The organism is Pseudomonas sp. GR 6-02 (assembly GCF_001655615.1).
Lineage (GTDB): Bacteria > Pseudomonadota > Gammaproteobacteria > Pseudomonadales > Pseudomonadaceae > Aquipseudomonas.
In genome coordinates this window covers 459,528-473,142 of the sequence record NZ_CP011567.1, presented here as the reverse complement: position 1 = coordinate 473,142, position 13,615 = coordinate 459,528, and the positions used below count along the sequence as shown (strand labels likewise).

General features: G+C 60.0%; 13 protein-coding genes and 1 pseudogene. 9 read left to right on the top strand and 5 right to left on the bottom strand.

The window, feature by feature from the left end; translation table 11 throughout:
* Positions 1-48: 48 nt before the first annotated feature.
* The gene (locus PGR6_RS02085) at positions 49-351 is read right to left on the bottom strand and encodes a cell division protein ZapA (RefSeq protein WP_007936757.1); all 303 of its coding nucleotides are present in this window, start codon (positions 349-351) and stop codon (positions 49-51) included.
* Positions 348-578, bottom strand: coding sequence for a hypothetical protein (locus PGR6_RS02080; RefSeq protein WP_018928577.1), 231 nt, complete (start codon positions 576-578; stop codon positions 348-350). Before PGR6_RS02080 ends, PGR6_RS02085 begins: the two co-directional genes overlap by 4 nt.
* Positions 579-785: 207 nt before the next feature.
* Here PGR6_RS02080 and PGR6_RS30635 point away from each other — a divergent pair.
* The 5 genes and pseudogenes from PGR6_RS30635 to selO all read left to right on the top strand — a co-directional run.
* Positions 786-1,622, top strand: a pseudogene (locus tag PGR6_RS30635) (MCP four helix bundle domain-containing protein); the annotation flags it as partial.
* Positions 1,605-2,477, top strand: a complete 873-nt coding sequence (locus PGR6_RS30630) for a methyl-accepting chemotaxis protein (RefSeq protein ID WP_370695248.1) — start codon at positions 1,605-1,607, stop codon at positions 2,475-2,477. The pseudogene PGR6_RS30635 and the gene PGR6_RS30630, both read left to right, overlap by 18 nt.
* Before the next feature lie 258 nt (positions 2,478-2,735).
* Complete coding sequence (locus tag PGR6_RS02070; RefSeq protein ID WP_018928579.1) at positions 2,736-4,478, top strand: potassium/proton antiporter; 1,743 nt, start codon at positions 2,736-2,738, stop codon at positions 4,476-4,478.
* A gap of 34 nt (positions 4,479-4,512) precedes the next feature.
* Positions 4,513-7,863 carry a mechanosensitive channel MscK gene (mscK, locus tag PGR6_RS02065; RefSeq protein ID WP_064615955.1) on the top strand — a complete coding sequence of 1,117 codons (3,351 nt, stop codon included), beginning with the start codon at positions 4,513-4,515 and terminating at the stop codon, positions 7,861-7,863.
* 48 nt (positions 7,864-7,911) lie between these two features.
* Complete coding sequence (gene selO, locus PGR6_RS02060; protein ID WP_064615953.1) at positions 7,912-9,375, top strand: protein adenylyltransferase SelO; 1,464 nt, start codon at positions 7,912-7,914, stop codon at positions 9,373-9,375.
* Positions 9,376-9,381: 6 nt separating this feature from the next.
* On the opposite strand, the gene PGR6_RS02055 is transcribed toward selO, so the two are convergent.
* Both PGR6_RS02055 and PGR6_RS02050 read right to left on the bottom strand, forming a co-directional pair.
* Positions 9,382-9,783 carry a helix-turn-helix domain-containing protein gene (locus tag PGR6_RS02055; RefSeq protein WP_018928582.1) on the bottom strand — a complete coding sequence of 134 codons (402 nt, stop codon included), beginning with the start codon at positions 9,781-9,783 and terminating at the stop codon, positions 9,382-9,384.
* Positions 9,780-10,076 (bottom strand): type II toxin-antitoxin system HigB family toxin, encoded by a 297-nt coding sequence (locus tag PGR6_RS02050; RefSeq protein WP_018928583.1) that lies wholly within the window; start codon positions 10,074-10,076, stop codon positions 9,780-9,782. Before PGR6_RS02050 ends, PGR6_RS02055 begins: the two co-directional genes overlap by 4 nt.
* Before the next feature lie 195 nt (positions 10,077-10,271).
* Here PGR6_RS02050 and trxC point away from each other — a divergent pair, with 195 nt between their 5' ends.
* Positions 10,272-10,706, top strand: a complete 435-nt coding sequence (gene trxC, locus PGR6_RS02045) for a thioredoxin TrxC (protein WP_064615951.1) — start codon at positions 10,272-10,274, stop codon at positions 10,704-10,706.
* Between the two features lie 7 nt (positions 10,707-10,713).
* On the opposite strand, the gene PGR6_RS02040 is transcribed toward trxC, so the two are convergent.
* The gene (locus tag PGR6_RS02040) at positions 10,714-11,484 is read right to left on the bottom strand and encodes a ParA family protein (RefSeq protein ID WP_018928585.1); all 771 of its coding nucleotides are present in this window, start codon (positions 11,482-11,484) and stop codon (positions 10,714-10,716) included.
* Positions 11,485-11,840: 356 nt separating this feature from the next.
* On the opposite strand from PGR6_RS02040, the gene PGR6_RS02035 reads away from it, so the two are divergent.
* Genes PGR6_RS02035 through PGR6_RS02025 form a run of 3 tightly spaced genes read left to right on the top strand, consistent with a single transcriptional unit; the run spans position 11,841 to position 13,607 of the window.
* Entirely contained in the window at positions 11,841-12,566 is a 726-nt protein-coding gene (locus PGR6_RS02035; RefSeq protein ID WP_064615949.1) for a beta-ketoacyl synthase chain length factor, read from the top strand.
* Positions 12,542-13,354, top strand: coding sequence for a lysophospholipid acyltransferase family protein (locus PGR6_RS02030; protein WP_018928587.1), 813 nt, complete (start codon positions 12,542-12,544; stop codon positions 13,352-13,354). The genes PGR6_RS02035 and PGR6_RS02030 overlap by 25 nt, the downstream gene beginning before the upstream one ends.
* Complete coding sequence (locus PGR6_RS02025; protein ID WP_018928588.1) at positions 13,332-13,607, top strand: phosphopantetheine-binding protein; 276 nt, start codon at positions 13,332-13,334, stop codon at positions 13,605-13,607. Before PGR6_RS02030 ends, PGR6_RS02025 begins: the two co-directional genes overlap by 23 nt.
* The last annotated feature ends 8 nt before the right edge of the window (positions 13,608-13,615 follow it).

Sequence of the window (13,615 nt, the reverse complement as noted above, 5' to 3'; positions counted from 1 at the left end):
GTATACAACTAAATCGACAATTTATTCTTTGGTTGTGCGCAAAGCCGCTCAGGCCTGGTTGATCGTCTTGGCGATCACTTCAACCGTGGCGCTGACTTGCTCTTGGTAACGGTCGAGTTCCTGCTGGTGACGCTTTTGCATTTCGATCTGCTGCGAGCACAGATTCATCGCCGCCAGCACCAGCAAGCGGTCACCGATCAGTGCCGGGTATTTCTTTTTGGTCTCGGCCAGAGCGGCCTTCAACATTAAGGCGGCGTCCAGCAGGGTCTGCTCTTCCCCGGCCGGCGCCTTGATTGAATAGTCTTCACCCAGAATCGAGACGACTTTTACCCCTGCGGCGCCGTAACTCATGCGCTGACAGGGCCGGCGCTGACGCGCTCAACCAAGGCCTGAATGCGTGCAACGGTGGCGCCTTGTTTCTCTTCCTGTTCCATCAGGCTCAGTTGCAAGCTTTCGTTTTCATCCTTGACCTGGGCCAGCTCCGCACTCAGGGATTGATTGGTGCCGAGCAGCGCCTGGTTCTGTTGCACCAGGTCGCTGACCAGTTGTTCCAATTGGCTTAGGGTTGCTTCTAACATTTTGATTTCCGGGCATTTTCAAGGGCGCGTACGATAAAGAAAAGTCACTGTGGAAGCCAGGGGTATGCAGGCGCAAGGCCTTGATTTTCCTGGCGGTCGACCTTCCTCGCGAACTTTAAAGACTGTGATTGGCGGTTCTGGTTCCTGCACTTCGTCGTCGCGGCCCTTCTGCGACAAATACGCGCAGCGACTCAAGACTTTAGTCGTATGACCGATAAGTCATCCATACAACAGTCTCAGCCTCGCACGGAGGCGCTTTTTTCGGTGAACACCATGTCCCTAAGAAATATGAATATCGCACCGCGGGCGTTCCTCGGTTTCACCCTGATTGGCGCCATGATGCTGATCCTGGGTGTGTTCGCCCTGAACCAGATGAGCAAGATTCGCGGCGCCGCCGAGGAGATCACCTCAAACAGCGTACCGAGCATTAAAAGCCTCGACGAATTCACCCAGCTGACCCTGCGCCTGCGTGTGCTGGCCTATCGTCTGCTCGTGAATCGTGAGCCGGACGTCCAGCAGAAAACCATCGAGCTGCTGGAAACCCGAAACCAGCAGATCCGAGCGGCTCAGGTCGGCTACGAAAAACTGATCGCCAGCCCGCAGGAGCGTGCAGCCTATGATCAGTATGTGCAGTTGCTGGGGCAGTACCGCCAGATCGAAGACCGGATGAAAAGTCTGTCGCGCAACAATCAAGTCGACGAACAGCGCACGCTGGTCAACACCGATTTGCTGAACAACTCTGAAGCCATGAACACCGTGCTCAATCGCTTGCTGGAGATCAACACCCAGCAGACCATCGACACCAACCAGCAAGCCGCCGACCAGTACTCCTCGGCGTTCAACCTGGTGGTGACCCTGCTGGTCATCGCCACCGGCCTGACCCTGCTGTTCGCCTGGCTGCTGACCAACAGCATCACCAAACCGATCGCCAACGCCCTGAGCGCCGCCGAAGAAATCGCCGAAGGCAACCTGACACGCCCGATCACGGTTGACGGTGCAGACGAAGCCGGTCGTCTATTGGCCGCCATGGAGAAGATGCAGGACAAACTGCGCGACACCCTGCAACGGATTTCCGGTTCGGCCACGCAACTGGCATCCGCCGCGGAAGAACTCAACAGTGTCACCGACGAAAGCGCCCGCGGCCTGACCCAGCAGAACAACGAAATCGAACAGGCCGCCACCGCCGTCAACGAAATGACCAGCGCCGTGGAAGAAGTCGCGCGCAATGCCGTGAGCACTTCCGAAGCCTCGAAAAACGCCACTACTTCGGCGGGCGACGGTCGTGACCTGGTACAGGAGACCGTCAGCGCCATCGAACGCATGAGCGCCGATGTGCAGAGCACCGCCACCCTGATCGGCGATCTGGCCAACGAGTCGCGAGACATCGGCAAAGTGCTGGACGTGATTCGCGGCCTGGCTGACCAGACCAACCTGTTGGCGTTGAACGCCGCCATCGAAGCGGCCCGTGCCGGTGAAGCCGGTCGTGGTTTTGCGGTGGTTGCCGATGAAGTGCGGGCCCTGGCCCATCGCACCCAGCAGTCGACCAGCGAAATCGAACGCATGATCGGCAGCATCCAGAGCGGCACCGAACACGCCGTGGACTCGATGCGCAACAGCACCGAGCGCGCCGAGTCGACCTTGAACATCGCGCGCGGTGCCGGCCTGTCGCTGGACACCATCAACAGCGCCATCGTCGAAATCAACGAGCGCAACCTGGTGATCGCCAGCGCGGCCGAAGAGCAGGCGCAAGTGGCCCGTGAAGTGGACCGCAATCTGGTGAACATTCGTGACCTGTCGGTGCAATCGGCCACCGGTGCCAACCAGACGAGTGCGGCCAGCAACGAACTGTCGCGCCTGGCGCTGGACCTGAACAACATGGTTGGGCGGTTTAGCCTGTAACGGCTCCCCCCTGTGGCGAGGGGGCTTGCCCCCGTTCGGCTGCGAAGCAGTCGCAATTGACCCACGCGTTGAACCTGGCGCACCGCAGCGCCGGCTTTGGGGTCGCTGCGCGACCCAACGGGGGCAAGCCCCCTCGCCACAGGGGATGATCGCCGTCAAAAGCTTTTTGACAGCATCACATTTCAACAGGTTAGAATCGCTGGCACGCGGACTGCATGGTCAGTTTGCGCCCGCCTTTACGCTTCCGGAGTACTGCCCTTGAATGCGACGACCATCAACAGCCTGTTCTTGATCGGCGCGTTGCTGGTAGGTGCGAGCATTCTGGTGAGCTCACTTTCATCGCGCCTCGGGATCCCGATTCTGGTGATCATCCTCGCGGTGGGCATGTCGGCCGGTGTCGACGGCGCCGGCATTATTTTCGATAACTACCCCACGGCTTATCTGGTCGGTAACCTCGCCCTGGCAGTGATCCTGCTCGACGGCGGCTTGCGCACCCGGGTGGCGAGTTTTCGCGTGGCGTTATGGCCGGCGCTGTCGCTGGCCACAGTCGGGGTGTTGATCACCACCGGGCTGACCGGGATGGCGGCGGCGTGGTTGTTCGACCTGAACCTGATTCAAGGCCTGCTGATCGGCGCCATCGTCGGTTCCACCGATGCCGCGGCCGTGTTCTCGCTGCTCGGTGGTAAAGGCTTGAACGAGCGGGTGACCGCGAGCCTGGAGATCGAATCCGGCAGCAACGACCCGATGGCAGTATTTCTCACCGTCACCCTGATCGACATGCTTGCCAGCGGCCAGACCGGCCTGCACTGGAGCCTGCTCGGGCACTTGCTGCGTGAGTTCGGTATTGGCGGCGTCATCGGCCTCGGCGGTGGCTGGCTGATGTTGCAACTGGTCAACCGCATCCACCTGGCCACCGGCCTTTATCCAATTCTGGTGATTGCCGGCGGCCTGGTGGTGTTCGCCCTGACCAACGCCCTGCACGGCAGCGGCTTTTTGGCGGTGTACCTGTGCGGCCTGGTGATCGGCAACCGCCCGGTACGCAGCCGTCACGGCATTTTGCATATGCTCGACGGCATGGCCTGGCTGGCCCAGATCGGCATGTTCCTGGTGCTGGGGCTGCTGGTCACGCCCCATGACCTGCTGCCGATCGCTTTGCCGGCGCTGGGCCTGGCGCTGTGGATGATTCTGTTTGCCCGTCCGCTGTCGGTGCTGGCTGGCCTGCTGCCTTTCAAGGCGTTCCATGGACGCGAGAAGGCATTCATTTCCTGGGTTGGCCTGCGCGGCGCCGTACCGATCATTCTGGCGGTGTTCCCGCTGATGGCGGGGCTGCCCAATGCTCAACTGTATTTCAATCTGGCGTTCTTTATCGTGCTGGTGTCGCTGCTGGTGCAGGGCACAAGCCTGCCGTGGGTCGCCAAGCTTTTGAAAGTGACCGTCCCCCCAGAGCCCCTGCCGATCTCCCGATCGGCGCTGGAAGTGCATGTCACCAGCGAGTGGGAACTGTTCGTGTATCGCCTCGGTGCCGAGAAATGGTGCATCGGTTCACCCCTTCGCGAACTGAAAATGCCCGAAGGCACCCGTATCGCAGCCCTGTTTCGTGGCCAGCAACTGCTCCATCCGTCGGGTAGTACGGTGCTCGAAGTCGATGATTTGCTCTGCGTGATCGGCCATGAACACAACCTTCCGGCCCTCGGAAAACTCTTCAGCCAGGCACCGCAACGGGGGCTGGATTTGCGCTTCTTCGGCGACTTCGTACTCGAAGGAGACGCCCAGCTGGGCGCGGTTGCGGCCCTGTACGGATTGAAAGTCGAGGGCATCGATCCGAACATGTCCCTGGGCCACTTCATTGCCCAGAAAGTGGGCGGCGCTCCAGTCGTCGGTGACCAGGTGGAGTGGAACAACACCCTCTGGACCGTCGCGGTCATGGAAGGGAACAAGATTGGGAAAGTGGGCGTCAGATTCCCCGAAGGAAGTCGCCCCGGCCCCGGCCTGTTCCTCTAAACTCCACACTTCGTCTCGTTTTCGATCGGTCTCTATGTCAACTCTGCGTACCTTTTTCATCATGGCCCTGCTGGGCTTGAGTCTTTCCATCAACACGCTGCAAGCCGCCGAGCCGCCGTCCAGCGAAGCCGTGCAAGCGAGCCTGGACAAGATCGCTGACCGCAAACTGCCGGAGGCCGATCAAAAAGCCCTGCAAGCGGTCCTGCAGAGCACGCTCACCCAGCTCAACAACCGGCGTGATTACGACCAGAAGCTGATCGATCTCAAGCAGCAGTTGACCAACGCTCCAAGGCAGAACATCGAGAACCAGCGCGAGCTGGCCCGCCTCAAGGCCACCAAAGTGGTGCCGGTGGGGCAGCGCTATACCAAAGAGACGATTCAGCAGCTTGAGCAACTGCTGACCGAACGCTCCACTCAACAAAGCGACCTGCAGAAAGCCCTGGCCGAAGCGAACAGCCTGATCATTACCGCCCAGACCCGCCCCGAGCGCGCCCAGGCCGAGATCTCTGCCAGCCAGACGCGCATCCAGCAGATCAACAACATCCTCAAACTTGGCAAGGACAGCGGCAAGACCCTGACCGCCGAGCAACGCGATCAGCTCAATGCCGAACTCGCGGCACTGAACGCCTTGATTCCGTTGCGTCGCCAGGAACTGGCCGGCAACAGCCTGTTGCAGGACCTGGGCAACAGCCAGCACGACTTGCTGTCAGAAAAGTCCGATCGCCTGGATCAGGAGATCCAGGACCTGCAAACCCTGATCAACCAGAAACGCCTGGCCCAGTCACAAGAGACCGTGACCCAGCAGTCCATCGAGGCGCAGAAGGCCGGCGGCAGTAGCCTGCTGGCCACCGAAAGCGCGGCCAACCTGAAGCTCTCCGACTACCTGCTCAAAAGCACCGACCGCCTCAACGAAGTCACTCAACAGAACCTGCAGACCAAGCAGCAACTGGACAGCGTGACCCAGAGCGACTCGGCGCTGGACGAACAGATCAACGTGCTCAAGGGCAGCCTGCTGCTCTCCAAGATTCTCTACAAACAGAAACAGGCCCTGCCGCGCCTAAGGCTCGACCGCGACCTGGCCGACCAGATTGCCGACATTCGCCTGTATCAGTTCGAAGTCAGCCAGCAACGGGAACTGCTCAGCAACCCGATCACCTACGTCGATAACCTGCTGGCGACTCAGCCACCCGAGCAAGTCACCCCGCAACTGCGCAAGAGCCTGCTGGACCTGGCCAACACCCGCGCGGACCTGTTGGAGCGCTTGAATCGCGAACTGAGCGCGGTGCTCAACGAATCCATCACGCTGCAACTCAATCAGAAACAACTGCTCAGCACCGCACAAAGTCTGCGGGCTACGCTGGACGAGCAGATGTTCTGGATTCCCAGCAACAAACCGCTGGATCTTGAGTGGATGCACAGCGTGCCGGAACGCCTGCAACGCCAGGTCACTACCCTGCCGTGGGCTTCGAGCCTGAGCGAATTGACCGATGGCCTGACGCAACGGCCGTTGCTGTTCCTGCCACTGGCCCTGCTGATCGGCGCGCTGCTGTGGCGCCGCAAAAATCTCTATTCCCGCCTGAACAAAGTTCACCAGGACATCGGCCATTTCAAACGCGACAGCCAGTGGCACACCCCGCAAGCGATTCTGATCAACATCCTGCTGGCGATGCCGGTTTCCCTGGGCCTGGCCTTGTGCGGCCTGGCCTTGCAGATCGACGCCCGCGGCCAGAACGCCAACATGGGCGCAGCGCTGTTGCAGATGGCCCAGGCCTGGCTGGTGTTCTACACCGCCTACCGCATCCTCGCGCCGGGTGGCGTGGCCGAACTGCATTTCCGTTGGGAAAAGCCCCAGGTCGAATTCCTTCAAGGCTGGATTCGCCGGCTCGGGCTGGTGGTGATGGCCCTGGTGACTGTAGTGGCGGTCGCCGAGCTGCAACCGGCGGCGCTGGCCGATGACGTGCTTGGCATGCCGGTGGTGCTGACCTGCTACGCCTTGATGACCTGGCTGCTCAGCCGCTTGCTGGTCAGCAGCCCAAACCATGAAAACGCCTCGCTGTTCCGCAAGGCCGTGGGAATCATGTTCACCGTCCTGCCGATCGCGTTGTTCGTCGCCGTGTGCTTCGGCTACTACTACACCGCGCTGAAACTCAGCGACCGGTTGATCAACACCCTGTACCTGCTGATGTTCTGGCTGGTGATCGAAGCCACCTTCGTGCGCGGCCTCAGCGTTGCGGCACGGCGCCTGGCCTATCAGCGCGCCCTGGCCAAACGCCAGGCCGCGAAAGAGGCCGGCGACGGCGAAGCGGTGATCGAAGAGCCGACCCTGGACATCGAGAAGGTCAACGAGCAGTCGCTGCGACTGATCCGCCTGGCCCTGCTCGGCGGTTTCATCGCGGCGCTGTACTGGGTCTGGTCGGACCTGATCTCGGTGTTCTCGTACCTGGACAACATCACCCTCTACGAATACACCAGCGGCACCGGCGCCAACATGAGCATGGTGCCGATCAGCATCGGCGACATGCTTGGCGCGCTGATCATCATCGGCATCACCTTCGCGCTGGCGCGCAACTTGCCGGGTCTGCTGGAAGTGTTTGTGCTGTCCAAGCTCAACCTGGCCCAGGGCAGTTCCTACGCCACGACCACGTTGCTGTCCTATGTGATCGCCGGTGTCGGTTTCGTCTCTACCCTGTCCACGCTCGGCGTGAGCTGGGACAAGTTGCAATGGCTGGTGGCAGCGCTGTCGGTAGGTCTCGGTTTCGGGATGCAGGAAATCTTCGCCAACTTCATCTCCGGCATCATGATCCTGTTCGAACGCCCGGTGCGGATCGGCGACACCATCACCATCGGCAACCTGTCGGGCACGGTGAGCAAGATCCGCATCCGTGCCACGACCATCACCGACTTCGATCGCAAGGACATCATCGTCCCGAACAAGACGTTCATCACCGGGCAACTGATCAACTGGTCGCTGACCGACACCATCACCCGGGTGACCCTCAAGCTCGGCGTCGACTACGGCTCGGATCTGGACCTGGTGAAAGAACTGTTGCTCAAGGCAGCCCGCAATAACCCGCGCGTGCTGAAGGACCCGGAACCCCAGGTGTACTTCCTGAATTTCGGCGAAAGCACCCTCGACCACGAGTTGCGCATGCATGTGCGTGACCTCGGCGACCGTAACCCGGTGCTCGATGAGGTCAACCGCTTCATCAATCGCGAGTTCAAGAAGCAGCACATCAACATCTCGTTCCGGCAGATGGAGGTCTATCTCAAGAACCTTCAGGGCCAGGAATACAAAATGGTCCCGGTTGAGCCGGAAACCAAAACCGTTGTTCCGGAACCCACCAGCAAACCGCGGCAAGAGCCACCGCCTGTCGAACTCGACTAAGCGCGCTATCCCTAGCAGAATGCTCGGACATTCTGCTGGAGATGGCCGTTGAAAGCCCTCGACGAACTGACCTTCGACAATCGCTTCGCCCGCCTGGGCGATGCGTTCTCAACCCACGTACTGCCTGAGCCCATTGCGGCTCCGCGACTGGTGGTCGCCAGCCCCGCCGCCATGGCGCTGCTGGACCTGGACCCGGCCGAGGCCGAAACACCAGTATTCGCCGAGCTGTTCGGCGGCCACAAGCTGTGGGCTGAAGCCGAGCCGCGGGCGATGGTCTACTCCGGACATCAATTCGGCTCCTATAACCCGCAGTTGGGCGACGGTCGCGGCCTGTTGCTGGGCGAGGTCTATAACGAAGCCGGCGAGCATTGGGACCTGCACCTCAAGGGTGCCGGTCAGACGCCTTACTCACGCATGGGCGATGGACGGGCGGTGCTGCGCTCCTCGATCCGCGAGTTCCTTGCCTCCGAAGCCCTGCATGCCCTGAACATTCCCACCACGCGCGCACTCTGCGTGATCGGCTCCGACACGCCGGTCTGGCGCGAGAAACAGGAGCGCGCGGCCATGGTCCTGCGCCTGTCGCCGAGCCATGTGCGTTTCGGGCACTTCGAATTTTTCTACTACACCAAGCGCCCCGAGCAGCAGAAAGAACTTGGTGAGCACGTGCTGGCCATGCACTTCCCGCACTGCCTGGAGCAGCCGGAGCCGTACCTGGCGATGTTCCGCGAAATTGTCGAGCGTAATGCCGAACTGATCGCCAAATGGCAGGCCTATGGGTTCTGCCACGGCGTGATGAACACCGACAACATGTCGATCCTCGGCATCACCTTCGACTTCGGCCCGTTCGCCTTCCTCGACGACTTCGACGCCCACTTCATCTGCAACCACTCCGATGACCAGGGCCGCTACTCCTTCAGCAACCAGGTACCGATCGGCCAGTGGAACCTCAGCGCCCTCGCCCAGGCCCTGACACCGTTCATCAGCGTCGAAGCCCTGCGCGAAACCCTCGGCCTGTACCTGCCACTGTTCCAGGCCCACTACCTGGACCTGATGCGCCGCCGCCTCGGCCTTACTACCGCCGAAGACGACGACCAGAAACTGCTGGAGCAGCTGCTGCAACTGATGCAGAACAGCGGCGTCGATTACAGCCTGTTCTTCCGCCGCCTGGGCGATGAGGCACCGGAGCTGGCTGTCGCCCGGTTGCGCGATGACTTTGTCGACATCAAGGGTTTCGATGCGTGGGGCGAGCTCTACGCCGCCCGGGTTGCCCGTGAAGGCGTGATTGATCAGGAGCAGCGCCGCAAACGAATGCATGCGGTCAATCCGCTGTACATCCTGCGCAATTATCTGGCGCAAAAAGCCATCGATGCGGCGGAAAGCGGCGACTATTCAGAAGTTCGTCGCTTGCACGCGGTATTGAGCAATCCGTTCGAGGAGCAGCCTGGAATGGAGAGCTACGCCGAGCGGCCACCGGAATGGGGCAAACATCTGGAGATCAGTTGTTCGTCGTGAGGCTTGTCAGATAAAGGTCTCTACGGACACACCAAAGCGCTCGGCCAACCAGCGAACCTGCCGCAGGTTGAGCTGGCGCTTGCCGCTTAAGATCTCCGAGACTACCGATTGCGTGCCCACACCGGGCAGCTCGCTCTGGCTCAGGCCGTGTTCGCGCATCATATAGCCAAGAACCTCTGCACCAGAGGCTTCGCGCATGGGGTGATGGTTGCGATCCCACTCCGCAATCCAGTCACCGATGATGTCCACCAAGCTCATCAACGGATGCGACTCATCATCGCCGGTCATCTCAAGCAATTCATCGAGTGCCCGCGCCAACATGTCATAGTCGTCTTCGTTTTTCGGTTTTCGAAGCAATGGCGAGACGAACTCCCAATGCTCAGCAGCTTTTTTGATTAGAACACTCATACCCTTCCCTCCTTCCATTTACCGCGGTCATATTCGCTATGATCCAGCACATGCTTGATATAAAGCTTTTGAGACCGATACCTGACAAAAGCGATAAGCCGCAATTTGTTGCCACCGATGTCGAACACATGAAACTCGCCGACTTTGTCGGTTGCGGGAAAAATAGACTTCATCGCCGCGAAGTCTCCCGGGCTACTCCCTTTGGCGAGTCGATACCACTGCTCCAATGCATTGGCTGCCCGCGGCCACTTTTCCTTGGCCTCACGAATTGGTTTTTCAGTAAACACATGCATGCAACATCCTTATCGCATTCTGCTATGGGGAGTTAAACACAGATCAAAAATATCGCAAGTTGCGATAGCTCTCGGCAGACCAACGGTCTCGCTCAGTACGATTCAGCCTAGTTTCATCGCCAGACGCTGCACGATTGAAAATATGAGCAAACGTCTCCACATAGGAGTGATCGGCTTCTTAACAGGACCTCCTTCATGACCGACCCACTCCTCATCCCCTGCCCCCACTGCAACGGCCTGAACCGCATCCCCGCCGAACGCCTCAACGATCATCCAAAGTGCGGCCGCTGCAAGGCCGAGGTCCTGCTGAGCAAGCCGTTCGAACTGAAACAAGGCGATTACGCCAGTCAGATCAAGGGTGACCTGCCGTTGCTGGTGGATGTGTGGGCGGACTGGTGCGGGCCGTGCAAATCGTTTGCGCCGGTGTTCGAGCAAGCGGCGGGGCAATTGGCAGGCAAGTGTCGGTTGGCCAAGCTGGACAGCGAGGCGAATCAACAGTTGTCGGCGCAGCTGGGGATTCGCTCGATCCCGAGCCTGATTCTGTTCAAGAACGGCCGGGAAGTGGCTCGCCAAAGCGGGGCCTTCCCGTTACCGCAGTTGATGAGCTGGTTGCACAGTCAGGGGATCTGATTGCCTTTCAGGCATTTTCCAGCAGGTTGTGCAGTTCGACGAATTGCTGGGTCAGCTTGTGCCGGGGGTCGAGGTGGATCAGCGGCGTGTTGGCCTGATGGGATTCGCGCATGCGCACCGAACTTGCCAGGTACACCGGCAGTACCGGCAGCCCTTCGGCGATCAGTTCGTCGAGAATTTGCTGCGGCAGACTGGCGCGGGCCTGGAACTGGTTGACGACAATGCCTTCGACTTCCAGCCCTTCATTGTGGTCGTCCTTCAACTCTTCGATTTCCGCCAACAGACCATACAACGCCTGGCGCGAGAAGCTGTCGCAGTCAAAGGGAATCAGCACGCGATCAGCGGCGATCAAGGCGGAGACGGCATAGAAATTCAGCGCTGGCGGGGTGTCGAGGTAGATCCGGTCGTAATCACCGTCCAGCTCCTCGAGCAATTTACGCAGCTTGTTGATCTTGTGTTTGGCCTCAAGCTTGGGCTGCAAGTCTGCCAGCTCGGCGGTGGCAGTGATGACGTGAAGGTTGTCGAACGGAGTTTCGTAGATGTCGACCTGACCTTTCTTCGAGAACGGCCCGGAGGACAGGGTCTGCTTGAAGAAGTCGGCGATACCCATCGGGATATCCTCACCGGTGAGCCCCGTCAGGTATTGAGTGGAGTTGGCCTGGGCATCGAGATCCACCAATAACGTGCGATAGCCTTCGCTGGCGCTGACCGCCGCCAGATTGCAGGCAATGCTTGATTTGCCCACGCCACCTTTCTGATTGAACACCACGCGCCGCATGTCTAAACCTCCGTGTATCAAAGAATGACCGAGTGTAGTAGTCCACATCGCTGCTTAGCTACCTCGCCAGCATCTAGACTACACAGTCATAGGCAAATCTCTGGCCGGAACAGCTGCCAACTCGTCCATTGATAGCCGACAGTGCCGACAGACATGTCCGCCGCATTGTGGATAATGGCCAAACGACAGCTTTTCGCGAACCAGACGGTACATTTCGTTGCGCAAAATGTAACCAGCATTTGCTACACGCCCGCAGCACCGGGATAATGCGCGCCACTCGGCGTTAAGCGCCACGTCAGGTCAGCCGCGGTTCTTGCGACTCACCGCGTTAAAGGAAGCCCGCAGGGGCGGGATGAATGTCTGTGATCAACTTCAACATCGCCCAATGGCGCGCTTGGGCCCCTGGGCTTGAAAGCGTGGATGATTGGCAGGCCTGGAGCCGACAACCGGTCGTGCTCGAGCCCAGCGATGCCGCCCCGGATGTGTCGTTTCTGCCGGCCATGCAGCGTCGGCGACTCAGCCGTCTGGCGCGGATGGCGTTCAGTGTCGGCTGGCCCTTGGCCGAAGGTCATCCGGATTTACCGTTGGTCTTTATTTCTCGCCACGGCGAAACCCCGCGCACCTTCGAAATTCTCAGCGATCTGGCGACCGACCAACCGTTGTCGCCCACCCAGTTCAGCCTGTCGGTGCACAACGCGGTCATCGGCCTGTGGTCGATCATGCGTGGCGAAACCAGCGAAATGACCGCCCTCGCCGCCGCCGGCGATGGCCTTGAACACGGCATGCTAGAGGCCGCGGCGCTGCTTGAGGAAGGCGCGCCCGCGGTACTGCTGATCGTCACCGAAGAGCAACCTCCCGCCGCCTACTCGGCCTGGATAGATGATGTGCCTTTCCCTTATGCGGTCGGCCTGTTGATCACCCCCGGTAATCAGTGGCAACTGTCGCTGAACAGCGACCCGCACACGTTGTCCAAAGCCCGCTGGCCCCATGCTCTGAATCTGTTGCGTACGCTGCTCGGCCAGCAAACAACCTGCCAACATGCCTGGAAAAATCGTGTATGGACCTGGCAACGCAACCCGTAACCGATAAAAACCGCGACGCCTACTACTGGCGCCTGCTGGCCACCGCCGCAAGCTTTACCCTGTTCGGGTTGAGCAGCCTGTGCCTGCGACTGGTGGTGTTCCCGCTGTTGAACTGCCTGCCAGGAGACGCTCAGGTCCATCGTCAGCGCGCGCGACATACGGTCAGTCGGTGTTTCTGGTTTTTCATTCGGTTCATGGCGCGCAGTGGCGTGCTGACCTATGACATTCAGGGGGCGGAAAAGCTCGGGCGCCCAGGCCAAATGATCGTCGCCAACCACCCCTCGCTGATCGATGTGGTGTTTTTGATCGGCCTGGTGCGCCACGCCAACTGCGTGGTCAAGAAAAGCCTCTGGGAAAACCCGTTCACTCGCGGTCCGCTACGCTGTACCGAATACATCAGCAACGATGGCAGCATGGACATGCTCGACGCCGCTGCCGACGCGCTGAAAAGCGGTCAGACCCTGATCATCTTTCCCGAGGGCACCCGGACCCGACCCGGCCAACCGCCGGCCTTTCATCGGGGGGGCGCGGCAATCGCGCTGCGCGGTGCGAGAATCCTCACCCCGGTGATTATCAAGGTCAACCCGACCACATTGACCAAGGCCGAACCCTGGTATCGGATCCCCAAACGCCGCGTGCACTTCAGTTTTCGCGTCGGGGCCGATATAGACCCACAGGCCTTCGCTACGCAAGGCCCTGCACCCCAGGCCTCGCGCAAGCTCAACGACTATTTGCACTCTTACTTTATCAAGGAGCTCGCCGAAGATGAGCGATCAGAACACCGTTAGCCTGATGCAGGAAATCAAAGAGCTGATCATCGAAGCCCTGGGCCTCGAAGACATCAGCGTCGACGACATCGGCGACAACCAGACGCTGTTCGGCGAAGGCCTGGGCCTGGACTCGGTAGACGCGCTGGAACTCGGCCTGGCGATCCAGAAAAAGTACGGCATCAAAATCGATGCCGACGCCAAGGACACCCGTAATCACTTCAGCAACGTGGCGAGCCTTGCGGCGTTCGTCACTGCAAAACAGGCAGCTTGAGACCGGAC

Coding starts and splice junctions, on each gene's coding strand:
- PGR6_RS02085 (WP_007936757.1), bottom strand. CDS start 351: ATGAGTTACGGCGCCGCAGGGGTAAAAGTCGTCTCGATTCTGGGTGAA.
- PGR6_RS02080 (WP_018928577.1), bottom strand. CDS start 578: ATGTTAGAAGCAACCCTAAGCCAATTGGAACAACTGGTCAGCGACCTG.
- PGR6_RS30630 (WP_370695248.1), top strand. CDS start 1,605: ATGGAGAAGATGCAGGACAAACTGCGCGACACCCTGCAACGGATTTCC.
- mscK (WP_064615955.1), top strand. CDS start 4,513: ATGTCAACTCTGCGTACCTTTTTCATCATGGCCCTGCTGGGCTTGAGT.
- PGR6_RS02055 (WP_018928582.1), bottom strand. CDS start 9,783: ATGAGTGTTCTAATCAAAAAAGCTGCTGAGCATTGGGAGTTCGTCTCG.
- PGR6_RS02050 (WP_018928583.1), bottom strand. CDS start 10,076: ATGCATGTGTTTACTGAAAAACCAATTCGTGAGGCCAAGGAAAAGTGG.
- trxC (WP_064615951.1), top strand. CDS start 10,272: ATGACCGACCCACTCCTCATCCCCTGCCCCCACTGCAACGGCCTGAAC.
- PGR6_RS02040 (WP_018928585.1), bottom strand. CDS start 11,484: ATGCGGCGCGTGGTGTTCAATCAGAAAGGTGGCGTGGGCAAATCAAGC.
- PGR6_RS02035 (WP_064615949.1), top strand. CDS start 11,841: ATGTCTGTGATCAACTTCAACATCGCCCAATGGCGCGCTTGGGCCCCT.
- PGR6_RS02030 (WP_018928587.1), top strand. CDS start 12,542: ATGGACCTGGCAACGCAACCCGTAACCGATAAAAACCGCGACGCCTAC.
- PGR6_RS02025 (WP_018928588.1), top strand. CDS start 13,332: ATGAGCGATCAGAACACCGTTAGCCTGATGCAGGAAATCAAAGAGCTG.